Origin of the sequence: Mesorhizobium sp. LjRoot246 (assembly GCF_964254115.1) — a bacterium.
GTDB lineage: Bacteria > Pseudomonadota > Alphaproteobacteria > Rhizobiales > Rhizobiaceae > Mesorhizobium.
In genome coordinates, this window is sequence record NZ_CAXUSN020000001.1 from 1461125 (window position 1) to 1484433 (window position 23309).

Below are 23309 nucleotides of genomic sequence, written 5' to 3' on the forward strand. Positions count from 1 at the left end.
GGGGAGTAGGGGAGTAGGCATGTGTGTTCCGCAGCGCGATCTGCACCTACTGCCTAATTCCTACTGCCTATTCCCTTAGATCAAATGCCTTCTCCGGCAAGCTCTTCCGAAATCGTGCCGACCTGGTCCTGGGCGCTGCGCATCATCGGATAGATGGCCAGCACCTTCTGCCAGGCCTCGAGCGCCGATTGCTTGTGGCCGGTCAGGGCCATGATCTGGGCCAGGCCGGACAGCGCACCGAAATGGCGTGGCTCAAGCTGCAGCGCATGATCGATGTCGGACATCGACTTGCCGTAGTTCTTCATCATGAAATGCACGGTGGCGCGCCGGTTCCAGCCTTCGGCATAGGCCGGCTGCAAGGTCACCACCTGGTCGAGGAAATCGAGCGCAACGTCGAACTTCTGGCCCTCTACGGCCTTTTGCGACCATTGCATCATCAGGTCGATCGAAGCGCTGCCGGATTGAGACCATTCGTTCCAGATGTTGCCGGCAATGCGCTCGGCAGCCTTTTCGTTGCGCTCGCGCTTCAGGTCGCTGAACAACTGGTCGAGGCGGGCTTGTTTTGTCGTTGCCACCGGCGGTGCGCCCTTGGTGGCCGGTGGCACGACAGCATCATCGGCCCATGCCGGGGCGTAAATCGCGCCGGAAACAAGCAGGGATGTCAAAAATGCAAAAAGAATCCGCATCGCCGGACTCTAGTCCTGGGCGGCGGAACATCAAAGTGATTTTAGCGTGAGAAGCCGGCAGGCCGGCGACAAGCATCAACTGGCGGAGGCAACGCCTCCAGCCAAAAGCTCAGCCCTGACGTGCCTTGTAGCGCGGGGCGGTCTTGTTGATGATGTAAACGCGGCCCTTGCGGCGAACCAGCTGGTTGTCGCGGTGACGCGCCTTCAGCGCCTTGAGCGAATTCTTGATCTTCATGGTCTTGCCTGTCGGTGTGGACCCGGTTCGGGTCGAAATTTTAAGGCGCGCCAGAAGACGCGCCTTTGAACTGTGGGTGGCTCATAAACGAGGAGCCTTGTCCGTGTCAACCGCAAGCGTGCTCCACAGCGGCTGTGAATCATCCCTATCATCAAATATCCGCCTTGTCGGCCTTGCGGCATTGCGCGGTCCCGGACCGGCTGGGATGATGCAGTCGCCGTGAAGTGATTTGGAGAGAACCATGCGCCGAATGTTCCTGTCCGCCTGCCTTGTCCTGCTGGCGGGAGCTTCGGTTGCTCGCGCGCAGGAATGCGACCGCAGCGACGACAGCCAGCAGATGATGAACATCTGTGCCGACGAGGATTACCAGGCTGCCGACGCCAGGCTCAATACGGCTTACCAGGATCTCATCGGCTCGGATGATGCCGACGGCAAGAGATCGCTGCAAGTGGCGCAACGCGCCTGGATCACCTTTCGCGATGCCGAGTGCGCGCATTCCACCGCAGCCAGCGAGGGCGGCTCGATCCATCCGATGGAGGTTTCGCAGTGCCTGACCAGACTGACCGATGATCGCACCAAACAGCTGGCTGCTTCGGCCGATTGCGAGGAAGGCGATGCGAGTTGCGCCAGTCCCGACGAGGACGAGAGCGACGACGTTCAGTAGGCAGGGCTATCAGCCGCGACGGCTGACCCTTGTGAAATGACCCATCTTGCGGCCGGCGCGCGCCTCGGCCTTGCCGTAGAGGTGCAGCATCAGATCGGGCTCGGCGAGCAGGGCCGGAACACGCAGCACATCGTCGCCGATCAGGTTTTCCATCACGCAGTCGGAATGGCGGTTCGGGCCTCCGAGCGGCAGGCCGGCGACGGCGCGGATGTGCTGCTCGAACTGCGAAACGATGCAGGCTGCCTCCGTCCAATGGCCGGAATTGTGCACGCGCGGCGCGATCTCGTTGGCCAGCAGCGAGCCATCGGCCAGCACGAAGAACTCGACGCCGATGACGCCGACATAGTTCAGGGCCGACAGGATCTTCGATGCCGCCGTTCGTGCGGCTTGCGCCGTTTCGGGCATAATGGCGGCCGGCACGGTGGATGTGTGGAGAATGCCGTTGCGGTGGACATTCTCGGCCGGATCGTAGGCGGCGACCACACCGTCCAGCCCACGCGCCGCGATCACCGAGATCTCGCGCTCGAAAGGCACGAAGGATTCCAGGATCAGCGGTACATTGCCCATCGCCTCGTAGGTGCCGGCAAAGCCGCCGGCTTCCATGTTGCGGAAAACGCGCTGGCCCTTGCCGTCATAGCCCATGCGGCGCGTCTTCAGGATGCCGCTGCCATCGAACGCCTTCAGCGCCGCCGTCAGCTCGTCATCATTGTCGACGGCGTGGAAATCCGCGGTGGCGATGCCGATGCCATTGAGGAATGTTTTTTCGCTCACCCGGTCCTGCGCCACTTCCAGCGCGCGCGCCGGCGGATAGACCGCAACCTTGGTGGCCAGCGCGCTGGCGGCGGCGACCGGCACGTTCTCGAATTCGTAGGTGACGACAGAACTCGACGCTGCCAGTTCGGCAAGGGCGGTCGGGTCGTCATAGGCGGCAGTGATCTGCCGGTTGGCGACTTGCGCCGCCGGGCAATCCGCTTGCGGCTCCAGCACCACGATGCGGTAGCCGAGGCGGGCAGCAGCAGCAGCCAGCATCCGGCCGAGCTGGCCGCCGCCAATGATGCCGATGGTCGATCCGGCGGGCAGGCTCACGGCGCATCCGTCGGTTCGGCAGCGACCTTGGCGGTCTGCGCGGCGCGCCAGGCATCCAGACGGACGGCAAGCTTGTCGTCGTAGAGCGCCAGCACGGCAGCGGCCAGAAGGGCTGCGTTTGCGGCACCGGCCTTGCCGATGGCCAGCGTTCCAACGGGAATGCCGGCCGGCATCTGGACGATGGACAGCAGCGAATCCTGTCCGGAAAGTGCCTTCGATTCCACCGGCACGCCGAACACCGGCAGCGGCGTCATCGCCGCCGTCATGCCGGGCAGGTGCGCGGCACCGCCGGCGCCGGCAATGATCACCTTATAGCCGGCCGCCTTGGCGCCCTTGGCGAAATCATAGAGCCGGTCCGGTGTGCGATGCGCGGAGATGATCAGCCGCTTGTGCGGGATGCCGAGTGCTTCCAGCGTTTCGGCCGCATGTCGCATCGTCGCCCAGTCGGACTGGCTGCCCATGATGATGGCGACGTCGGCGCGTTGATCGTCCAAGTCTGTGTTCCCCGGCGACAAAGGCGCGCCTTAGCGGAATTCGCGCGAAGCCGCAAGGATCAGCGGCTGCCGCGGCTCCTTGGCAAGGCGGTATCAAGTCATCAGATGCCGTCGCGCTCGGCCTCTGGCGTCGAGACCAGCAAGGCCGAAGCGGCATTGGCGGCAGTGACGGCCGCGCGTATGGTCTCTCCACGGGCAAGCCCCGCGGTCAGTGCACCGACGAATTCATCGCCCGCGCCATGCGTGCTGGCGACCTTGACCGGGATGGCGGGCAGCGCGAAGGCTTCGCCGGTCCGATCGCAACAGGCGACGCCCTCGCCGCCCGCAGTGACGATCGCCAATGGATAGAGATCGGCCAATAGCCGGGCGGCCTGCGCGGCCCCTTCAAGCGTCTCGACCACCGCCATGCCAGCCAGGAATTCCGCCTCGATGGCGTTGACGACAAGGATGTCGACCAGCGCGGCCATCTCGCTGGAGAGTTTGCGCGCGGGGGCCGCGTTGAGCACGATGCGGCCGCCCTGTGTCTTGACCGAGCGCGCGGCGGCAATGTTGGCGGCTTCCGGTACTTCATTCTGCAACAAAAGTACCGCCGTCTGCGCCACCACATCGGAAGCAGAGGCAATGTCGGTATCGCCCAGCGTCAGATTGCTGCCTGAGACAATCACAGCGCCATAATCGCCGCCTGCGTCGAAGATCGCCACGCTCATGCCGGAGCTGGCGCCAGCGGCCACCCGCACGAAGCGGTGGTCGACCTTGGCGCGACCGAGATTGGCCAGCAACGCTCGCCCGAAATCATCGTCGCCGACGGCGCCGATCATCGCCGCGCGCACGCCAGCCCGCGCCGCCGAGACGGCCTGGTTGCCGCCCTTGCCACCGCATTTCGGGTGCCAGGCATGGCCGGTCACCGTCTCGCCCTTGCGCGGACGGTCAGCGGCGTCGACCATGATGTCGTAGTGCAGGCTGCCGAACACGGTGACCAACGGCGTTGTGGTCATGAGCCTCGGTCTTTTCGTTTCGATGTCACCGCCGACATGGTGCGGCCGAGGTTGCGCTCCGCCGCCTGGTAGTCGCGTTGCGCCACCGCCACGAACAACGCATCGAGGATGTTGAGCTGCGCAATGCGCGCCGCCGCATTCTCGCCCATCAGCGGCGAGCCCTGCGCGGTCGAGCACAGCACGATGTCGGCAACCGCGGCCAGCGGCGAATTGTCGTAATTGGTGATGGCCAGCGTGCGGGCACCGTTCTTGCGGGCCAGTTGGATGGCGTCGATGACGGCCGACGTGTTGCCCGAATGCGAGAAGCCGACGGCGATGTCGTCGCCGCCGAGCAGCGAGGCCGACATCAGCATCATGTGCGAATCGTCGTAGACGGACGCGCGGATGCCGATGCGCAGGAACTTGTGCGAGACGTCGCGCGCGATCTGCGCCGAGCCGCCGACGCCATAGAAATCCCGGTTCTTCGCACGGTAGAGGAGATCGGCGGCGCGGTCGAAATCCTCGATATCGAGGATCGCCAGCGTCTCCTCCAGCGCTTGGATGGAGGTGCGGAACACTTTTTGCACGATCTCGGCCGAACTGTCGTCGGACGATAGTTCCTGGTGCATCTCGGCGGTCGGCAGGCGGCTGTATTCGTAGACGGCGCTGCGGAAATCGCGATAGCCGGAGAAGCCGAGCTTCTTGGCGATCTTGACCACCATCGCCTCGGACACGCCGGACTCCTCGGCGATCTGCTTCAGCGGAATGCTCTCGTCGAAGCCGCGCCGGCCGAAGACGGTTTCCACCACCTTCGCCTCCAGCGGGGTGAGATGCGGCATCATCATGCGGATGCGCGGTCCTACCGCTTTCAGGTCCAGCCCGCTCAATGTCATCCACGCCCCCTCGTCACGCGATCGATAAGCATCGCGGCGAGGATTATAAGACCAGTTGCCAGAAGCTGATAGAAGGACTGCACGTTCATGAGCGTCAAACCGTTGCGCATGGCGCCGAGGATGACGGCGCCCAGGACGGTGCCGACGACGCTGCCCTTGCCGCCCATCAGCGAGGCACCGCCGATGGCGGCAGCCGCGATGGCGTCGAGTTCCCAGAGATTGCCGAGGATGGGTTCGGCGGCACCGAGCCGGCCGATCAGGATCTGCGCGGCAAGGGCCGCCAGCAGGCCTGAGATCATGTAGGCCGCGATCTTGGTGCGGGCGATCGGCACGCCGGCGATGTAGGCCGCCTCCTCATTGCCGCCGACGGCGAGCAGATATTCGCCAAAGGGCGTCTTCTTCAAAACGACCCAGGTGACGACAGCCACGAAGGCCACGATGACGACCGCCAGCGGCAGTCCGAACAGCGAGCCGTTGAAGATGGCGCGAAAGCTTGCGGGCAGGCCGAGCACCGGATTGCCGCCGGTGTAGATCAACGCCAGCGCCCGGTAGGTGCTGAGCGTCCCCAATGTGACGATGAAGGGCTGCAGCCCGACATAGGCGACGAGCACGCCGTTGACGAGGCCGCAGGCAAGGCCAATGGCGAAGCCGCTGGCGATGGCCAGCGGAAATGGCACCCCGGCGACCATCATCGAGGCCGAGATGACGGCCGAGAGTGCGGCTGTCGGGCCGACCGACAGATCGATGCCGCCGGAGATGATGACCAGCGTCATGCCCAGCGCCAGACAGGCATTGATGCTCGACTGCTGCAGGATGTTGATCAGGTTGCGCTCGGCGAAGAAGCCGGGCACCAACGCACCGAAGACGGCGAGGATCACGACGAGACCGATCAGCGTGCCGGCGTCGCGCATGGAAACCCCGCGCAGGAATTCGGCGTGTGGCCGCACAAGAGTGGTATCCGACATATCCGTCACCTCTGCCTTGCCTTCTGTGCGGCCGGCGTTTGCGTCTGCGGGATGGCGCGCGCCGCGATCGCCTGTTCGCTGATATCCTCCCCGTGGAGTTCGGCCGCGATCGAGCCGTCGCGCATGACCAGCACGCGGTCGGCGAGTCGGATCACTTCGGGAAGCTCGGAGGAGACGACGATCACGGCATGGCCCTCGGCGGCGAGTTCCTCGATCAGGTGATAGATCTCCGCCTTGGCGCCGACATCGATGCCGCGCGTCGGTTCGTCGAACAAGAGGATGCGCGTTCCCGCCGCCAGCCAGCGTCCGATGATAGCCTTCTGCTGGTTGCCGCCGCTGAACAGGCGGATCGGCCGGTCGAGCAGGAGCGGCCGCAGGTTGACGCGGCTCATCTTGTCGACGGCCACGTGTTTCAACCTGGCGTGATCGATGAGGCCGCGCGGCGCGAACACGCCCATCGAGGCCAGCGCCATGTTGCTGGTGATCGAGCGCAGCGGCACGATGCCTTCGCGCTTGCGCTCCTCCGGCACCAGGCCGATGCCGGCGGCAATCGCATCGCGCGGGCTGGAGAATCGCGTCGCCTTGCCATCGATCGCAATGGTGCCGGCCGTGGCGCGATCGGCGCCCGCCAGGAGCCGCAAAAGTTCAGTGCGGCCGGAACCGACCAGTCCGGCAATGCCCAGCACCTCGCCGCGATGCAGATCGAACGATACGTTGCGCACCTTTGTCGCCGAGGACAGGCCACGCGCGCTCAGCATGACCTCGCCGGAGGCATGGGAGTTATGCTGTTCCTGCGCCAGTTCGCGGCCGACCATCATCGCCACGACCGCCTTTTCCGACAGGTCTTTCAGATCGACGGAATCCACGACGACGCCGTCGCGCATGATGGTGGCGCGCCGGCAGATGCCGAATACCTCGTCCAGCTTGTGCGAGACATAGACGACGGCAACGCCGTCACGGGCCAAACCTGCAATGACTTCGGCGAGCCGTTCGAATTCGCTCGGCGTCAGGCTCGATGTCGGCTCGTCCATGGCGACGATGCGGGCGCGATCGAGCAGCGCGCGGGCGATCTCGACGATCTGCCGCTGCGCCACCTTCAGGGCGCCGAGTGGGGCGGCCGGATCGATGGACGGGTCAAGGGCTGCAAGAGCCCCGGCAGCACGGCCCTCCTGCTCGCGTCGAGCGACGAAGATGCCGCCGCGCGTCAGCGGATGGCCGAGGAACATGTTCTGGGCGACGCTGAGGCGTGGCACCTGTTGCAGTTCCTGGTGGATCATGGCGACGCCCGCAGCGCGTGCGGCGACCGGGTTGGCGAGCGTCACCGACTTGCCGTCGATGAGGACGCTTCCCGCCGTCGGCCGGTAGACGCCCGACAGGATGCGCAGCAGCGTCGACTTGCCGGCGCCGTTCTCGCCGAGCAGACCGTGGATTTCACCGGCGCCGACCGAGAACGACACGTCGTTGAGCGCCCGTACCGCCGGAAACAGCTTGGAAATGCCCTGGAATTGCAGCCGGGGTGACATGGGGTTCTATCTCCGGGCCATGGTGCCGGCCGGGAGCGAATGCCCCGGCCGGCACCATTGATTGGCCTTACTGGCCAGCAGCCGCGTCCTCGAGCAGGGCCTTGCGCGCTCCGTCGCCGGAATAGCGGTCGGCATTGTCCTTGGTGATCAGTGCCTGCGGCGTGGCGACGACGCGGGGCAGCTTTTGTCCGGCCACCAGCCGCAGCGCCGTTTCCAGCGCCACCTCGCCGGTCAGCACTGGGAAACTGTCGACCGTGCCGGTCAGTTCGCCGGCGCGGATCGAGGCATAGGCGTCGGAAATGCCGTCCGTGCCGAAGACCGCAACCTTGTCCTGCAGGCCGGCGGCCTTGACCGCCTCGACGATGCCGAGCGCCATGCCGTCATTGTTGGCGTAGAAGCCGATCAGGTCAGGGTGCTGCTGCAGGATGTTGGTGGCCGCATCATAGGAGGTCTGGCGGTCCCAGTTGCCGGGAACACTGGCGACAACCTCGAACTTGCCCGCTTCGGTGATGGTCGACTTGAAGCCATCGGTGCGCTGCACGGCGGCATAGACACCGGCCTGGCCCTCAACGATGGCGACCTTGCCGCCATTCGGGCGGTTCTTGACGAACCATTTCGCGACGCGCACGCCATTGTCGCGCTGGACATTGCCGACATAGTGCTCGGCCTGCGGGATGACAGCGTCATTGACGTTGACCACCGGCACATTGGCGGCCTTGGCCTGCTCCATGATCGGCTGCAGATTGGCATCCGTCTGCGGCGAGACGAGCAGCACGTTGTAGCCCTGCGTCACCAGGCCTTCGGCGATGGTGAGCTGGCCGAGCTGGTCGCCCTCGCTTTGGGCCGCCTGATAGACGACGGGCACGCCGACCTTCTCGCCGAACGCCTTGTAGCCTTCGCCCAGCGAGCGCCAGTATTCATTGGTCAGCGTCTTCGATACCGCGCCGGCCTTGGTGCCTTCGGGGAGCTTGGGCAACGCCCCGAACTTGGCCTCGACCTGCGACCAGTCGATGCGGTCCTTCTCGGTATCGGAATTGAGCGGCGCGAGGTCGGCGGAAAAAGCCGAGCCGATGGAGAGTGCCATCAGTGCGGCGGTAGCGGCGGCAAGCATAAGTTTCATTGTATTCCTCCCTTGTTGAAAACGATGATGGCTCGGCCGCGCCTCAGCTATCCGGCCCGAGCATGATTTCCTGAATGATGGCCTGCGACGTCACCGCGTCCTGGCTGTCCATGGCGGCGGAGAGGCGATTGTCCTGCTCCAGCCGGTCGACGACGCGCAGCATGCGCTTGACGGTGGCGATGTTGACTTCGCACTCATGCACAGGATCGAGGCCGGTCATGTCGGGGAACGTGTCGAAATAGATGGCGCCGGCGTAGCCGTCGCGGCGGATTTGCCTGAGCAACTCGATGGTCTGCAACGTATGCACCGCGCCGACCATCAGGCCGTCGTCGCGCTTGGCGTAGCCGTCGTTGAGGTGCACGCCGAGCAGCTTGCTGTGGCGCGCCACCAGGGCCGCGGCAAAGGCCGGCTGTTCGTCGGCATAGAGCACATGAGCGAAATCGAGGGTGACGCCGAGATTGGGCAGGCCGACATCGCGGATCGCCAGCAAGGTCGTCGCTGCGTCCGGCATCAGGCTGTAGGAGCGCGGTTCGTTTGGTTTGTATTCAAGGCTGATCTGGCAGCCGGAGTCATGGGCGGCTACTTCACGAATCCCATCGATTTCGTGTTGCCAGAGCGTCGAATAGTCGGCCTGGAAGGCATAATCGAAGCCATCCTGGCCGAGCCACAGCGTCATCAGGCTGGCGCCCGCCTCGCGTACGGCATCGATGCCGGCTTTGGTCAGGTCGATGGCTTCACGGCGCACCGCCGGATCAGGATTGGTGAAGGCGCCAAGCTTGAAGGCTGGATTGGAGTAGTAGCGCATGGCGAAGCCATTGATGGAAAGGCCGAGATCGCGAAGTTTGCGGGCGATTTCAGCGGGCTTTTCATCGACGTGGTCGGGGAAATTCAGATCGAGATCGGTCAGCCCGGCAACCTTTGCGGCGCGCGCCGCCATCTGCAGCAGCGACGGCTTGCCGGTGAGATCAGGCCATTCGGCCTGCGGCCGCGAGGCGAAGGAATTCAGGCGCGTGGCGAAACGAGTGGTTGTCATGATCGGCCCTTCAATAGTCATAACTTTACACAAGCATGAATATTTGTAAAGTTATTGTTTTAAAGATGGCGAGCAGCCGCCGGGCCGCACCGGCGGCCCGGGCTGAGCCGCGCAAAGACGCGCCGGCAGTATCCGACCGGCGTCGCAGTTTGGAGAATCCGTCAGGCTGTGGGGTCAGTGACCGAGCAGGACCGCCCTCACACCGCCGCCTTGCGGAAGCGGGCGACGAAGTCGTCGAGTTCGGGCCGCTCCATGTCGGAGATCGCCCAGTAGGAGAAGGCGCCGTCGCTCCAGCGCACCAGCGAGAAGCCGCCCGACGAGAGATCCTCGGGCTCGGTGGTGGTCCCGCCCTGCTGCGGCTCGGCGACCAGCGTGATCAGGTGCTCGCGGTGGCGGTAGACCAGCGCCGGCACTGGCCGGCCTGATATCACCTCGACCCGGCCGCCGATGAGCGCGTAGCCGTCCTGCGCAAGGTCGGGCGCCGGCGGCGACACGCCGATCCGGGCGTCGAGCCACGGCTTGACCGTGTGGCGGTCGGACGAGACGATGTCGATCGGGCTGGCGGCAAGCAGGCTGCGGCGATGGCCGCTGGCGACCGCCGCCGCGAAACTGTCGGAGGCACTGTTTACCATCACCCATTGCGTCACTCCGCTGGCCAGCACCGCACTGACCACGATGGACGCAGCCAGCGCACGCCAGTCGAACGAGCCGAAGCGGCGCGCTCCTGGCAGCGCCCGCGTCTGCGACGGACGTGTCTCGGCGTTTCGTCTCTGGCCGCCCCCGACCGGTGCACCCGCGATCAATCCCGGTTGCGGCGACGGCGTGCCCCGCTGCGGCCCGGCCGCGTCGTCCTGCGTCCGTTGTGCCGTGGCCGTCGCAGCAAGTGCCGCGATGCGCGCCCGAAAGGCATCGCTGACATCGGGGCGCGGCAAGCGGCCGAGTGCGCCCTGCAAGGCAATGATGCGGGCGTGTTCGGCGGCAAGCCGCGGGTCGGCGGCGATGCGCCGCTCCACCGCGAGTGCGGCCGCCGCATCGAGTTCGCCATCAATGAGGGCATGGATCATCAGCCTGATGCCCTCGGGATCGTTGGGCAATCCGTCGTCATGGTTGGTCATGGCGCTCTCCCCAGTTCGGACACAAGCAGGCCGCGGGCGCGGGCCAGCCGCGACATTACCGTGCCCATCGGTACCCCCAGCATGGCCGCTATCTCGCGGTAGCTGAGACCGCTGATATCGCGCAGCACCAGCGTCTCGCGGAACGGCCGCGGCAGTGCCGCGATCGCCGCTTCAAGGGCCACCGCGTCGGCCCTGGCGATCAGGCGCGCTTCCGGTCCGTCTTCGTCGGGCAGGTTGGTGCCGTGCGCTGCCGCCATGTCGTCGAGATCGCCGAGGTTGCCGACGGTGACCATACCGCGCGGCCGGTTGCGCGACATCCAGGTGTAGGCGGTGTTGCGTACAATGGTCAGCAGCCAGGCGCGGGCATTGCCGCCGGCATAGCCTGATATGCCGGCATGGGCCTTCATGCAGGCTTCCTGCACCACATCTTCGGCGTCGGCGGCGTTGCCGGTCAGCCAGCGGGCGAGCGCAAGCGCATCACCGAGATGGGGCAGCACCACCTCGCCGAAGCGCTCGGCCAGGGCCTTTTCGCTCAAGTCAGCACCATGATCCGGCACTCCGGGCAGGATTTGTCGCGCCCCCTCAGGGAGCGACGGTGACTTTGCCCTGCATATGCGGGTGAAGCCCGCAGAAATAGGCAAAGTCGCCTGCTTTGGTGAAGGTGAATTCATAAGTGTCACTGGTGTCAAGCGCCTTGGAGCGGAAGGAGGAATCGTTGGCAACGACCTGATGCGGGATGTCGTCGTCGTTTCTGAAGATCACCGTGGTGCCGGGCTTGACCGTCAGTATCGGCGGCGTGAAGGCGAAATTCTCGATTTTGACCATCGGCGCGTTGGCCGCGCGCAGCGGTTGACAGGTCGCCGTGGTCAAGGTGAAGGCGGTGAGGATCGCGGCCATGTGCCGGGCCGGAAGGCGTATGCAAAGCATGGTGATTTCCTTTGCTGTTTCGGCTCAAGCCAGCGTCGAGTCGATGATGGCGAGATCCTGCCCGCCTTGCTTCACGGTGATGCTGCTGGTGCCGAGCAGGCCGCGCAGCTGTCCGGCCGGCACCGTCATTGGTCCGGGTGAGGCGCCGGTGCCCGGCGCCGGCTGCGGGAAGGCGGTCGAGCGCGCCGTGTGGAAGGTTACGTTGCCTTCCACCTTCTGCATGATCTGATGGATGTGGCCGTTGAGCACGGTGACCGAGCCGAAGCGCTTGAGCAGGCCGAGCGCCTGTGCCGCGTCGTCGGTGCCCCAACCCCATTCGGGATAGACGGCCCATAGTGGGATGTGAGCGAAGACGACGATCGGCGTCGAGGCGCTGACCGCATTCAGGTCGTCCGCCAGCCACGCCAGCTGTTCGGCGCCGAGATTGCCGAGCCCGCCCGCCTTGAGGTTGACGACATTGACCAGCGCCACGAAATGCACGCCGTTCTGGTCGAAGGAATACCAGCCGGCGCCCTTGGTGCCCTTGCCGTAGCGCTCGAGATAGGCCTTGCCGTTGCCGTCGTCGATCAGATCGTGCTCGCCCGGCACGTAATGGACGTCGAAACCGGCACCGCCGATGATCTCAGCCGCATTGTCGAACTGTGCCGGCTTGGAAAGATGGGTGATGTCGCCGGTATGGATCATGAAGGCCGGCTTTTGCGGCAACGCCTGGATCTTGCCCATCGCTTCCTTCAGCGTATCGATGGCATGCGGGTTGGCCGTCTTGTCGAAGCCGATATGGCTGTCGGATATCTGCAGGAAGGTGAAGCCGGTGGCCATGGCTTCGGCAGCTTGTGCGGCGCCGAGCAGGTTGAGCGACACCGGTATGCCGCCTGAAATCGTCCACAGCACGCCGGTGCCGGCCCAGATCATGCATTCCAGCGCATGGCGGCGGCTGATGTGCCCGTTCTCGTCGTCGTGATGATGGGTCATGTCGGTTCTCCTCAACGCCAGGAGCGGCGTATGCTGAGGAGACCCGGCGCGGCGGCGGTTTATTCCCGGCTGGCGCGAGTCCAGCCGTTCACGGTCGCGTGATGGCGTGTGCCGATCGCGACCGGTACATCTTCAGGCAGTGGTCTGCGGGCGTTTCAATCCGGCCAGCGCAAGGCACCGGACGAATCCTTGCGCGGCGCCTTCATGGCATCGGCGGGCCGCTCGGCCGTGGTCAATACGGCGCGCAGCCGTTCGGCGACGATCTCAACCTCGCCGGGATGGAGATTGCATGGATCGAGGAAGAAATGGCCGCGCTCCACCTCATGGTTGCGCACGATGATCGGCGGCGAGCCGGCGGCCAGCGCCGAGGTGAGGCCGGCCGCCGTGAAGCGGCTTTCGGGCAACACAAAGATCTGCAACCGGTCGAGAGGGTTTGCGGTCGGGTCGGGGATGATCTGCGCGATGATGCCCGGCAGTCCCTGCAACGCGTCCTTCCACAAATTGAGTGCTGCTTCTTCGCGCCGGCGGATGCCGGCATGGTCGCGTTTTTCCCAAGCTTCCAGTGCGGCCATGGTGCCGGCGATGCTTTCCTTGCCGACCTTCATGGCGCGGGCGACGCCGCGGTTCTGCAGATAAGCGGCGCGAACCAGATCCTTGCGCCCGGTGACGATGCCGCTGGTCGGCCCGCTCAGGAATTTGTGGCCGCTGTAGATGACGATGTCGGCGCCACGCGCGAGGAAGCCGCGCAGATCATATTCTGAAGCCGCGTCGACAATCACCGGGAGACCCCGGGCGTGGCAGATCTCGCAGAATTCCTCCAGCGACAGCATGCCGTACTGCACGGTGTGATGTGCGACGACATAGAGGCCCGCCGCCGTGCGGTCGTTGATCGCGTCGCGCACATGATAGTCCTGCGTCACGCTGACCGTGCCGGCCGGAACGACTCTGGCGCCCGCCACCCGAACCGACTGGTCGATCGGCGCACCGTAGTTGACGATGTGGCCGAGCTGGACGATGACCTCCGACTTGAGGCCCTCCGTGTTATCAGGCAGACGCTCGATGGCGAGCAGGTTGGTTCCCGTCATCGCGCCTGCGATTGCCATGGTGATGCCGCTGGCGCAACAGGCGGTGATGAAGCCGGCCTCGCCGCCGGTCAGACGCGCGATCACCGTGCTTGCGGCGCGCTGCAGATCATCCATCTCCACCCATTGCGATGCCATTTCCGCCATGGCGCTGATCGCCTCCGGGACAATGATCGACGCGCCGAGCGCGGTCATCGTGCCGGAGGCGTTGATGATCGGGCGAAGGCCGAGCCGTTCGCGGATTGTGGTGTTGGAGCCGTCGGTGGAAGTGGTTTTCATCTCTTAAGATTCCATTTTCTAACGGGTCAGGCGGCGATCTCGACGACCGCCTCGATTTCGACGGTGATGTTTCCAGGCAAGGAGCCAACGCCGATCGCTGAGCGGGCATGGCCGCCGATATTGTCGAACACATCGGCGAACAGGTCGGAACAGCCATTGACCACTTTCGGGTGGTCGCTGAAGGTCGGTATCGCGTTGACGAAGCCGAGCAGCTTGACGATGCGCACGATCCGGCCAAGGTCGCCAGTGGCTGCGTGCATGACGGCAAGCAGATTGAGGCCGGTGAGGCGGGCATGGCCATAGGCCTGCTCGACGGTGACATCGTCTCCCACCTTGCCGGTGAACAGCGTGCCGTCGGTCCGCAGCGGCCCCTGGCCGGACAGGAAGATCAGCCGGCCGCTTTCGGCATGGGTGACGAAGTTGGCGATCGGGGTCGGCGGCTCGGGCAGCGTCAGGCCCAACGCGGCGAGCCGGATGTAAGGCGTCATGAAGGAAGGCTCCTTGCGACAGCATTCGCTGTCTCGTTCTAGAAATGCGAGGCGCGGAAGCGTGCCAGGAAGGTGCGCAGGCGCTCATTGTCGGTGTCGGCCGCCAGGATTTCGCCAGGCGGACCCGCAGCGCTGACGCCGCCATCGGCCATGAAGACGATGCGGCTCGAGGCATCGCGGGCAAAAGCCATTTCGTGCGTGACCATCACCATCGTCATGCCGTCCTCGGCCAGGCTGCGCACGACCTCGAGCACCTCGCCGACCAGTTCAGGGTCGAGGGCGGAGGTTATCTCGTCGAGAAGCAGGATTTTCGGCCCCATGGCCACGGCGCGGGCAATGCCGACGCGCTGTTGCTGGCCGCCGGACAGTTCGGCGGGCAGGCTGTCGGCCTTGTGGGCGAGGCCGACCCGGCCGAGCCAGTGTTCGGCGATGGTGCGGGCTTCCGCACGGCTCTTGCCACGCACCTTGGTGAGACCAAGCATGATGTTGCCGGCCGCCGTCAGATGCGGAAAGAGGTTGAAGCTCTGGAACACCATGCCGGTCTCTGCGCGCATCGCGGCGAGGTCGCGTTCGCTGCGGCGCTGGCGGGTTCCGGTTTCGCGAAAGCCGACCTCCTTGCCGTCGATGCGGATCGAGCCGCTGTCATAGCTTTCGAGGAAATTGACGCAACGCAGCAGCGTGGTCTTGCCGCTGCCGGAGGGGCCGATGACGGTCACCACCTCGCCCTTTGCCACCCGCAGGCTGACAGAGCGCAGGACTTGGACGGTCCCAAAGGCTTTGGAAACGTCACGGATGTCGAGAAGGGCCGGGGTGTCGTTCGAACCAGTAGACATTGCTAATCCCGGATAAAGGAGAAACGCCGCTCGAGCCGCCGACTGGCGAGCGAAAGGGCATAGTTGACCGCGAAGTAGATGAGCGCGCCGAGGATGTAGAGCGGCATGGCTTCGTAAGTGCGGCCGATGACCTGGTTGATGGCCTGCATCAGATCGGTGATGCCGAGCAGCGACACCAGCGCACTGCCCTTGACCGCATCGGTGACGCCGTTGATCCAGGGCGGCAGAAAGCGCCTGAACGCCTGCGGGAAGATGACGTAGGCAAGGCGCTGGCGAAAGGTCAGTCCAATCGCCATCGCCGCCTCGGACTGCCCCTTGGGAATGGAGCCGACCGCACCCCTGAGATATTCGACGACCTGCGCCGTCTTGAACAGGGTCAGCGCCAGCACCGCCGCCCAGAAGGACGGCAGGTGAAGCCCGACGGCAGGCAGACCGTAATAGACAAAGAAGATGAGCACCAGGATCGGGATGCCGCGGATGGTGTCGCTGAAGATGCGCACGGCCCATTGCAGCGGCACGGGGCCATAGACGAGACCGACGCCCATGATCACGCCGGCGATCAGGGAAAACACCACGACCAGCAGGGATACCCATAGTGTCAGGGCAAAGCCTTGGGCGAGGAAAGGCAAGGCATAGGCGACCTGGGTCAGCATGTCAGCGCGCCGCCCTGAACCGGCGCTCGACAAGGCGAAGCGCAAAAAGCAATGCGTAGCCGGTCACCAGATACATCGCGGTGACCACGAGATAGACCTCGACGATGCGGAAGGTGTTGAAGTTGATCCACTGGGCGCCATAGGTCAGTTCCGGCACCGAGATGACCGAGGCGACGGAGGTGTCCTTGAACAGCGATATGAAAGTGTTGGACAGTGCCGGCAAGGTGATGCGCAGCATGGTCGGCAGGCGCACGTTGAGCAGTCTTTGCCAGGGTGTCAGGCCGATCGCCTTGCCGGCGTCCAGCTGTCCGCGCGGAACGGCTTCGAGCCCCGAGCGAAACACCTCGACCAGATAGGCACCGCTGTAGAGCGACAGCGTGACGACAAACGAGGTCGGCGCGCTGTAGGCGATATCGACCACCGTCGGCAGGCCGTAGAAGACGAGGTAGACGAGCAGGATCAGCGGCACGTTGCGGATGAATTCGACATAAGCGGCGATGATGGTGCGCACGGTGCGTCCGGCAGACACGTACCAGACCGCCAGAACCAGGCCGATGACGATGCCGATGGCGATCGATATGACGGCAAGCTCGAGGCTCAGCAGCAGGCCACCCCACAGCTTGTCGAAATGCCGCCAGATCAGGTTGAAGTTAAGGGCATAGCCCATGCGTCCGCCTTAAAGGCTTGTTGATATTCAGGTGATGCCGGCCTGCAAACGCCGGTTTTCTGCGCTTCCCCGTTCTACCGCGTCGCGGTAGAACTGTGCTCACGTACTTTAAGTACGCTCCGCTCCGGTTCTCGAAAACCACCGTTTTCGACTCGGCCTGACCTGAATCTCAACAAGCCTTGGTGCCGAGGGTTGTCGGAGGCGGAAGGGCGCTGGATGCGCCCTTCCGCATGATGCAGATCAAATGGCCGGGAAGCCGGGATGGCGCGCCGGCGGCTCCTGTCCGAAATAGTCCTTGAAGGCGGCATCGTAGAGTGCATTTTCGTGGCCGAACATGGCGATGGTGAAGGTCGAGTTGACGAAGGTCAGCCAGTCGAGGTCGCCCTGCCGCAGTGCCGCACCATAAAGCATGCTCAGCCAGCTCTTGCCGGCGTCGAAATATTTGTCCGGGTTGCGCGAGGCGAGCCAGCGAACCGTCGACAGATCGACGGCAGCGGCGTCGACGCGTTTCGATTCCAGCGCCTGCAGCACGTTGGCCTGGGTATCGATCTGCATGACCTGGCACTCGGGCAGCACCGAATGCACCTGCGCCTCGGCATCGACATTCTGCAGAATGGAAATGCGCGTTGCAGCGCCGCCGGCAAGCAGCTTGTCGAAGGTCTTGTTCTCGGCGGTTGGAAGGCTCAGCAGGGCGACGCCCTCGACATAATAGGGCCTGGAAAAGTTGACCAGCTGCGAGCGTTGGGCGCTCATGGTCATGAACTGGATGGTGATGTCGACCTTGTTGGTGGTCACGTTGGGAATGCGCTGAGCCGGATCCTGCATGACGAATTCGACCTTGGTAGGATCGTCAAAAAGGCCCTTGGCGAGAATGCGTCCCATGGTGATGTCCATGCCGACGAGTTCACCGGCATCGTTCTCGAAGTGCCACGGTGCGTTGGTGCTGCCGGTGCCGACGATCAGCTTGCCGCGATCGAGCACGGTGCGTAGCAGGCTGTCGGATGCTGCCTGGGCAGCGGCCTTTTGGGCGTCGACCGTTGCCAGCACGCCAGCCGTCGCCAGTCCCGCCATTCCCAATTTCAGAAAATCACGTCTTCCGGATGTGTCGTTCACGGCGACCTCCTTTCGTTTGTGTTCCCCTTGCACAGGCAATACACGCGTCGGTGACTTCAGAACGATTGTCTCTTACAAGAGACGAGTGTATCCTGTACAGGACAGATACTAACACCGGGAATCAACAATGCAAGATGGCAAGGCCTTGGCAGTTTCAGCCGGCGAGAAGATTTCGGGCTCCCGTGAAAAGGGGCTCAACCGGGTGCTCGAGATTCTGGAGTTTCTTCACACCACCCAGCGGGCGATCGGCATTGGCGATCTTGCTAAGGGCGTGAACGCGCCCCGCTCGACGACCTATACGCTGGTGGGGTCGCTGGTCGATGCTGGCCTGCTTGAAATGGAAAGCGACGGCAATCGCGTCTATTTCGGCAAGAAGCTCTATCTCTACGGAATGGACTATGTACGCGGCAACGACCTGTTGAGGCGTGGACGCCAGGAGGTCGACAATCTGTCGCGCGAGACCGGCGAGACATCGGAATTGTGCATGCTGCAAAGCGGCCGCTATACCATCGTCCATGCGAGCCCCGGCACCAGGCCGTTCCGCATCAGCTCGGCCACCGGCTTGCAGATACCGTTGCCGTGGACGGCTTCGGGTCGACTGCTTCTGGCGGGGCTGGAGAGGGCTGAGATCGAAGGCATGGTGTCCGACGACGATCTCGTGCTGCCCGACGGCCGCAAACTGCGGCTCGACGATTTTGTCACCGACATCGCAAAGGCCAGAGTCGCCGGCTATTGCGTCACCTCGGGCCTTGTCGATGCCTACACGAAATGCCTTGCAGCGCCGGTGTTTTCAGCGCCGGGCAAGGTCGAGGCGACGATGTGCCTGGTGGTTCCCATCGATACGTCCGAGGAGCGGACCGGCGAACTCATCGGCCTGCTGCGCGACCGTGCCGCGAGGCTTTCGATCGCCGGATAGACGCCCGAAAGCCGTGCACGCCGTTCAGGCAATGATGTCGGGAATGATCTTGTCTTCCAGCGCCATCAGCCGGTCCTTGAGGAACAGTTTTTTCTTCTTCATGCGCTGGATCTGCAGTGGATCGCAGGCCATGGCGATCATGGCGTTGATGGCCGCATCAAAATCGGCGTGTTCCTGCTTCAGCCGGGAATATTCGAGCCGGATATCAGCCTGTTCCTGATCGGACATTATCTACCGTCTGCACGTCTGCGGCGCCCAAAAATGGGCCTTGTTGGGCGGGGCCGGCGAGATTTTGCAACCGGCGCGCAGCCCATATCACATTTCACATTGTCGTGGAATGCTACCACGGATCATTCGACATAGCTGCCGGAAGGTGACACACTGTCACCGTGCCGTCACAGAAGCGAACCTGCGGTGGACGCGCCGTGACGGCTGCAATCGAGGAAACCATGAAAGGGAGAACCAATCATGTCTCTTGCATCCCATCTTGATGAGTTGCAGCGGAAACACGGCGACATCGAACGTGAAATCGATGACGCGATGAATCATCCATCGGTCGACGACCTCGAAATCGTGAATCTCAAGCGACGCAAGCTGGCACTCAAGGACGAGATTGAAAAACTCAGAGGGAAACCGACCACACATTGATGCCCTCCTGACATAGCCGCTGGTCACCCGCGGCCTCTTTTCCCGGCGGCGCCTGCCTTCGGCACGACGGGTTTTAATTTCCAGCACTTGGCTGCCAGCCGAGGCTGGACTTCCATCCGGCTCAATTTCCGCTTCGGCCGTCGCCAGTTTTCACCGGATCATCGATTGTTTCTGGTCGCTGGCGGCGGGCCGATTCCGGCCAGTGGCGACCTGTCGCCATTGACAAGCCATCTTTGCTCATCCAACTCATGCCCGGACCTCAGCGCATCGGCCCGGGGCGTCGGTATGCGTCCATGCAGGACACAGGATGCTCCAGAGACAAAAGGCTGCCGGCATGACCGGATATTTTTCCTCACCTTTCCCTCGCCGGACCTCGGTTGGCGTCGATGTCGGCGGCGTGGTCGTCGGCGGCGGCGCGCCCGTTGTCGTGCAGTCGATGACCAACACCGACACGGCCGATGTCGACCAGACCGTTGCACAGGTTGCAGCACTTCACCGTGCCGGCTCCGAGATCGTGCGCATCACCGTCGATCGCGACGAGAGTGCCGCCGCCGTCCCGCGTATTCATGAGCGGCTTCTGCGGCTCGGCATCAATGTGCCGCTGGTCGGCGATTTCCATTATATCGGCCACAAGCTTTTGGCCGATCATCCGGCCTGCGCCGAGGCGCTGGCCAAATACCGCATCAATCCGGGCAATGTCGGCTTCAAGGACAAGAAGGACCGGCAGTTCGCCGCGATCGTCGAGATGGCGATCAAGCATGACAAGCCGGTGCGCATCGGCGTCAACTGGGGCTCGCTCGACCAGGAGCTTTTGACCCGGCTGATGGACGATAACCAGAACAAGGGTTTTCCGCTGACCGCGCAAGAAGTGACGCGCGAGGCGATCGTGCAGTCAGCCATTCTCTCAGCCGAGATGGGGGAAGAGATCGGCCTGGGCCGGGAAAAGATCATCCTGTCGGCCAAGGTCAGCGGCGTTCAGGATCTGATCGCCGTCTATACCGAACTCGCTACCCGCTCCAACCATGCGCTGCATCTCGGCCTTACCGAAGCCGGCATGGGTTCGAAAGGCATCGTGGCTTCGTCGGCTGCGATGGGCATCCTGCTCCAGCAAGGCATTGGCGACACCATCCGCATCTCGCTGACACCGGAGCCGAATGGCGACCGCACGCGCGAGGTGCAGGTGTCGCAGGAGCTGCTGCAGACCATGGGGTTCAGGCAGTTCGTGCCGATCGTCGCAGCGTGTCCAGGCTGTGGCCGCACCACCTCGACCGTGTTCCAGGAACTCGCCCAGAACATCCAGGCGGATCTGCGCAAGAACATGCCGGTGTGGCGCGAAAAATATCCCGGCGTCGAGAACCTCAAGGTCGCGGTGATGGGCTGCATCGTCAACGGCCCAGGTGAATCCAAGCATGCCGACATCGGCATTTCGCTGCCCGGCACCGGCGAGACTCCGACGGCGCCCGTCTTCGTCGATGGCAAGAAGGCGGCGACGCTGCGCGGGCCATCGATCGCCGCGGATTTCGAGAAAATGGTCGCCGACTATATCGAACAGAGGTTCGGTCGCGGCGGCAAGGCCGCGGCAGAGTAGGTCAAATGCGGCGTTTCCTATGGGCAACGCTGATCCTGCTGTACGGGCTGACTTGGTCGACTCTTGTGCAGGCCGATCCGCCGCAATCCGCCAAGCAGCGGCTGATCGACAAGGTCTGCAACCTGATCGAGGCGCATGCCGACCAGAACGGCCTGCCCAGGGATTTCTTCGCCCGGCTGATCTGGAAGGAAAGCCGTTTCGATCCCAATGCAGTCAGTCCGGTCGGCGCCGAGGGTATCGCCCAGTTCATGCCGGGCACCGCCAAGATGCGCGGGCTGGCCAATTCCTTCGACATCAACCAGGCGATCCCGGCTTCGGCGAAATATCTCTCAGAAATGAAAACCGGCTACGGCAATCTCGGCCTGGCGGCAGCTGCCTACAATGCCGGTGAGAGCCGGGTGTCGCGCTGGCTCAGCTCCGGCGGTTTCCTGCCGATGGAGACCGAAAGCTATGTCTTCGACATCATGGGCGAGCCGGCCGACAAGTTCACCGATCGGGCCTATGCCGGAAAGGTCGAACCGCTCGACGCAAAGATGGATTTTGCCGTCGCTTGCCGCAGGCTGCCGGTGATCATGTCGCGAACCGTGGCGATGGCCTCGATCAACATAAAGCCATGGGGCATCCAGGTGGCCGGCAATTTCCGCCGCAGTGCCGCGATCAACCAGTGGCTCAGGGTAAGGAGCCGGTTTCCGGCCCTGCTCAACGGGCACGATCCGGTGGTCAGCCGTGTGCGCACGCCAATCGGCCGGCGCGGCATCTATGCGGTCAGGATCGGTGTCGACCATCGCGCCGATGCCAACGTCATCTGCCAGAAATTGCAAAGTGTCGGCGGCGCATGTGTGGTGGTGCGCAACCGGTGATTTTTGGCCCGCTGCTGGAACGATGTTTTGTCTTAAAGAGGCATTTGAAGGTGACAGCCAAGATCGTTCTCCTCAACGGCGTCGGCAGTGCCGGCAAAGGCTCTATCGCCAGGGCGCTGCAGCAGATCACCGCGGCGCCCTTCCTGCATGTCCAGATGGACACTTTCATCGAGATGCTGCCCGACGCCTTGCAGGACCATGCGGATGGTTTTTCCTATGAGGTCACCCGGCAGGATGGCAAGCCTTCGATCGCGATCAGGACCGGACCCGTGGGCTCGCGAACCCTGCGCGGCATGCGCCACGCCATCGCGGCGATGGCCGGTCAAGGTAACAATCTCATTGTCGACGACGTGCTGTGCAATGGCGAAATGTCAGAATATCTCGAACTGCTGTCGGCTTTCGATCTGCATCTGGTTGGCGTCATGGCGCCGCTGGAGGTGCTGGAAGCGCGAGAAGTGCTACGCACCGACCGGTTGCCGGGGCTGGCGCGCTGGCAATATGAACGCGTGCACAAGGGCATAGACTACGATCTCGAAGTCGACACCAGCGTGCTGACGCCGCTCGAATGCGCCCGTCGCATCCAGCAAAGATTTCAGCTATAGCGGCGACCAACTTTATCTGGGGCAACAGCCCTGCCTTTGGCGAGCAGCATGGGCCGCAACATGTTCGATGGATACATTATCTGCGGCACGCCGAGGACGGGGAGCACTTTGCTGTGCAAGCTCCTGGCGTCCACGAAGACGGCCGGCAATCCGCACTCATTCTATCGGCATCAGGATGTGTGGGAGTGGGCCGAAGAGTGGAAGCTGCCCAATCGCGATACGATGAGCGAGCTCGAATTCAACGTTGCCTATCTCAACGCGGCGATCGCCGCCGGCAAGGGTGGAACAGGCATTTTCGGCCTTCGCTTGATGCGCGAAAATCTGGATGAGCTCTCGGCAATCCTCGACCGGATTTTCCCAAAACTTGCATCGGACGGAGTGCGGTTCGAAAGAGCATTCGGCAATGTTCTCTACATACACCTTTCGCGGGAGGATAAGCTTGCGCAGGCCGTCTCCCTGATCAAGGCCGAGCAGACCGGTCTTTGGCATATCGCTCCCGACGGCACCGAGATCGAAAGGGTCGCACCGCCGAAAGAGCCCCAATATGATTTCGAGCGGATCCAACGCGAGGTCATGGAACTCGAAGCCTATGATGCGGCCTGGAACATTTGGTTCGCTGAGCAAGGCATAACGCCGCTGCGGGTTGGCTATGAGCGCCTTTCGAGCAATCCGGCGACGACGTTGCTGGGCATCTGCGACGCCTTAGGCGTTCAAGCGCCAGATGCGGAGGATGTGAGGCCCGGCGTTGCAAAGCTCTCCGACGAGACAAGCCTTGACTGGATGCGCCGCTATCGTCGGGACGCAGCCGCCTGAATGTATCGATGGCTGCGGGCAAATGTACACGGGGCAGATTTGGGAGCGCGCCGGATTCGGGGACTTAGGCTCGAAAACAG

Annotated in this window: 28 protein-coding genes; 7 read left to right on the top strand and 21 right to left on the bottom strand. The window is 63.6% G+C overall.

From position 1 onward, the window contains the following. Nucleotides 1-80 precede the first annotated feature (80 nt). Both ACSQ3L_RS06900 and ykgO read right to left on the bottom strand, forming a co-directional pair. Nucleotides 81-686 carry a tetratricopeptide repeat protein gene (locus ACSQ3L_RS06900; protein WP_436159265.1) on the bottom strand — a complete coding sequence of 202 codons (606 nt, stop codon included), beginning with the start codon at nucleotides 684-686 and terminating at the stop codon, nucleotides 81-83. 109 nt (nucleotides 687-795) lie between these two features. Then, entirely contained in the window at nucleotides 796-921 is a 126-nt protein-coding gene (gene ykgO, locus ACSQ3L_RS06905; protein ID WP_006327841.1) for a type B 50S ribosomal protein L36, read from the bottom strand. A gap of 241 nt (nucleotides 922-1162) precedes the next feature. Here ykgO and ACSQ3L_RS06910 point away from each other — a divergent pair, with 241 nt between their 5' ends. Beyond that, on the top strand, nucleotides 1163-1585 hold the full coding sequence (locus ACSQ3L_RS06910) for a lysozyme inhibitor LprI family protein (protein WP_436159266.1): 423 nt from the start codon (nucleotides 1163-1165) through the stop codon (nucleotides 1583-1585). A 9-nt stretch (nucleotides 1586-1594) separates the two neighbouring features. Here ACSQ3L_RS06910 and ACSQ3L_RS06915 read toward each other — a convergent pair whose 3' ends face one another. The 18 genes from ACSQ3L_RS06915 to ACSQ3L_RS07000 form a co-directional block, all read right to left on the bottom strand. Next, complete coding sequence (locus ACSQ3L_RS06915) at nucleotides 1595-2671, bottom strand: 5-(carboxyamino)imidazole ribonucleotide synthase (RefSeq protein WP_436159267.1); 1077 nt, start codon at nucleotides 2669-2671, stop codon at nucleotides 1595-1597. After that, nucleotides 2668-3165: a 5-(carboxyamino)imidazole ribonucleotide mutase gene (gene purE, locus ACSQ3L_RS06920; RefSeq protein WP_436159268.1), complete on the bottom strand. Its 498-nt coding sequence runs from the start codon at nucleotides 3163-3165 to the stop codon at nucleotides 2668-2670. The genes ACSQ3L_RS06915 and purE overlap by 4 nt, the downstream gene beginning before the upstream one ends. A 101-nt stretch (nucleotides 3166-3266) precedes the next feature. Then, nucleotides 3267-4160, bottom strand: a complete 894-nt coding sequence (locus tag ACSQ3L_RS06925) for a ribokinase (RefSeq protein WP_436159269.1) — start codon at nucleotides 4158-4160, stop codon at nucleotides 3267-3269. Further along, nucleotides 4157-5032, bottom strand: a complete 876-nt coding sequence (locus ACSQ3L_RS06930) for a MurR/RpiR family transcriptional regulator (RefSeq protein ID WP_436159270.1) — start codon at nucleotides 5030-5032, stop codon at nucleotides 4157-4159. The genes ACSQ3L_RS06925 and ACSQ3L_RS06930 overlap by 4 nt, the downstream gene beginning before the upstream one ends. Next, nucleotides 5029-5997: an ABC transporter permease gene (locus ACSQ3L_RS06935; protein ID WP_436159271.1), complete on the bottom strand. Its 969-nt coding sequence runs from the start codon at nucleotides 5995-5997 to the stop codon at nucleotides 5029-5031. Before ACSQ3L_RS06935 ends, ACSQ3L_RS06930 begins: the two co-directional genes overlap by 4 nt. A gap of 5 nt (nucleotides 5998-6002) precedes the next feature. Then, on the bottom strand, nucleotides 6003-7520 hold the full coding sequence (locus tag ACSQ3L_RS06940; protein ID WP_436159272.1) for a sugar ABC transporter ATP-binding protein: 1518 nt from the start codon (nucleotides 7518-7520) through the stop codon (nucleotides 6003-6005). Nucleotides 7521-7587: 67 nt separating this feature from the next. Next, entirely contained in the window at nucleotides 7588-8640 is a 1053-nt protein-coding gene (locus tag ACSQ3L_RS06945; protein WP_436159273.1) for a sugar ABC transporter substrate-binding protein, read from the bottom strand. 43 nt (nucleotides 8641-8683) lie between these two features. After that, nucleotides 8684-9673, bottom strand: coding sequence for a sugar phosphate isomerase/epimerase family protein (locus tag ACSQ3L_RS06950; protein WP_436159274.1), 990 nt, complete (start codon nucleotides 9671-9673; stop codon nucleotides 8684-8686). A gap of 197 nt (nucleotides 9674-9870) precedes the next feature. Continuing rightward, nucleotides 9871-10788: an anti-sigma factor family protein gene (locus tag ACSQ3L_RS06955; RefSeq protein ID WP_436159275.1), complete on the bottom strand. Its 918-nt coding sequence runs from the start codon at nucleotides 10786-10788 to the stop codon at nucleotides 9871-9873. Further along, complete coding sequence (locus ACSQ3L_RS06960) at nucleotides 10785-11324, bottom strand: sigma-70 family RNA polymerase sigma factor (RefSeq protein ID WP_436159276.1); 540 nt, start codon at nucleotides 11322-11324, stop codon at nucleotides 10785-10787. The genes ACSQ3L_RS06955 and ACSQ3L_RS06960 overlap by 4 nt, the downstream gene beginning before the upstream one ends. A gap of 46 nt (nucleotides 11325-11370) precedes the next feature. Continuing rightward, entirely contained in the window at nucleotides 11371-11715 is a 345-nt protein-coding gene (locus tag ACSQ3L_RS06965; RefSeq protein WP_436159277.1) for a cupredoxin domain-containing protein, read from the bottom strand. Between the two features lie 24 nt (nucleotides 11716-11739). After that, nucleotides 11740-12687, bottom strand: coding sequence for a metallophosphoesterase family protein (locus ACSQ3L_RS06970; protein WP_436159278.1), 948 nt, complete (start codon nucleotides 12685-12687; stop codon nucleotides 11740-11742). Nucleotides 12688-12842: 155 nt separating this feature from the next. Then, nucleotides 12843-14048, bottom strand: a complete 1206-nt coding sequence (locus ACSQ3L_RS06975) for an aminotransferase class V-fold PLP-dependent enzyme (RefSeq protein ID WP_436159279.1) — start codon at nucleotides 14046-14048, stop codon at nucleotides 12843-12845. Between the two features lie 26 nt (nucleotides 14049-14074). Continuing rightward, nucleotides 14075-14536, bottom strand: a complete 462-nt coding sequence (locus ACSQ3L_RS06980) for a RidA family protein (RefSeq protein ID WP_436159280.1) — start codon at nucleotides 14534-14536, stop codon at nucleotides 14075-14077. Between the two features lie 38 nt (nucleotides 14537-14574). After that, a complete protein-coding gene (locus tag ACSQ3L_RS06985) occupies nucleotides 14575-15369 on the bottom strand; it encodes an amino acid ABC transporter ATP-binding protein (RefSeq protein WP_436159281.1) in 795 nt (264 codons plus the stop codon). A gap of 2 nt (nucleotides 15370-15371) precedes the next feature. After that, nucleotides 15372-16022: an amino acid ABC transporter permease gene (locus ACSQ3L_RS06990; protein WP_436159282.1), complete on the bottom strand. Its 651-nt coding sequence runs from the start codon at nucleotides 16020-16022 to the stop codon at nucleotides 15372-15374. Nucleotide 16023: 1 nt separating this feature from the next. Further along, on the bottom strand, nucleotides 16024-16689 hold the full coding sequence (locus ACSQ3L_RS06995) for an amino acid ABC transporter permease (protein ID WP_436159283.1): 666 nt from the start codon (nucleotides 16687-16689) through the stop codon (nucleotides 16024-16026). 240 nt (nucleotides 16690-16929) lie between these two features. Further along, nucleotides 16930-17802 carry a transporter substrate-binding domain-containing protein gene (locus ACSQ3L_RS07000; protein WP_292643047.1) on the bottom strand — a complete coding sequence of 291 codons (873 nt, stop codon included), beginning with the start codon at nucleotides 17800-17802 and terminating at the stop codon, nucleotides 16930-16932. Between the two features lie 127 nt (nucleotides 17803-17929). Here ACSQ3L_RS07000 and ACSQ3L_RS07005 point away from each other — a divergent pair, with 127 nt between their 5' ends. Beyond that, nucleotides 17930-18718, top strand: coding sequence for an IclR family transcriptional regulator (locus ACSQ3L_RS07005; RefSeq protein ID WP_436159284.1), 789 nt, complete (start codon nucleotides 17930-17932; stop codon nucleotides 18716-18718). A gap of 24 nt (nucleotides 18719-18742) precedes the next feature. Here the strand turns inward: ACSQ3L_RS07005 and ACSQ3L_RS07010 are convergent, their stop codons facing one another. Then, a complete protein-coding gene (locus ACSQ3L_RS07010; protein ID WP_023757446.1) occupies nucleotides 18743-18946 on the bottom strand; it encodes a YdcH family protein in 204 nt (67 codons plus the stop codon). 240 nt (nucleotides 18947-19186) lie between these two features. Between ACSQ3L_RS07010 and ACSQ3L_RS07015 the strand changes: the two genes are divergently transcribed. From ACSQ3L_RS07015 to ACSQ3L_RS07035, 5 genes are all read left to right on the top strand, one after another. Next, nucleotides 19187-19366 carry a YdcH family protein gene (locus ACSQ3L_RS07015; protein ID WP_013529217.1) on the top strand — a complete coding sequence of 60 codons (180 nt, stop codon included), beginning with the start codon at nucleotides 19187-19189 and terminating at the stop codon, nucleotides 19364-19366. Nucleotides 19367-19700: 334 nt separating this feature from the next. Beyond that, nucleotides 19701-20954, top strand: a complete 1254-nt coding sequence (gene ispG, locus ACSQ3L_RS07020; protein ID WP_436163387.1) for a flavodoxin-dependent (E)-4-hydroxy-3-methylbut-2-enyl-diphosphate synthase — start codon at nucleotides 19701-19703, stop codon at nucleotides 20952-20954. A gap of 5 nt (nucleotides 20955-20959) precedes the next feature. Continuing rightward, nucleotides 20960-21814 (top strand): lytic transglycosylase domain-containing protein, encoded by an 855-nt coding sequence (locus ACSQ3L_RS07025; RefSeq protein ID WP_436159285.1) that lies wholly within the window; start codon nucleotides 20960-20962, stop codon nucleotides 21812-21814. A gap of 50 nt (nucleotides 21815-21864) precedes the next feature. Further along, nucleotides 21865-22416 (top strand): chloramphenicol phosphotransferase CPT family protein, encoded by a 552-nt coding sequence (locus ACSQ3L_RS07030; protein WP_436159286.1) that lies wholly within the window; start codon nucleotides 21865-21867, stop codon nucleotides 22414-22416. A gap of 48 nt (nucleotides 22417-22464) precedes the next feature. Next, nucleotides 22465-23229 (top strand): Stf0 family sulfotransferase, encoded by a 765-nt coding sequence (locus tag ACSQ3L_RS07035; protein ID WP_436159287.1) that lies wholly within the window; start codon nucleotides 22465-22467, stop codon nucleotides 23227-23229. Nucleotides 23230-23309 lie beyond the last annotated feature (80 nt).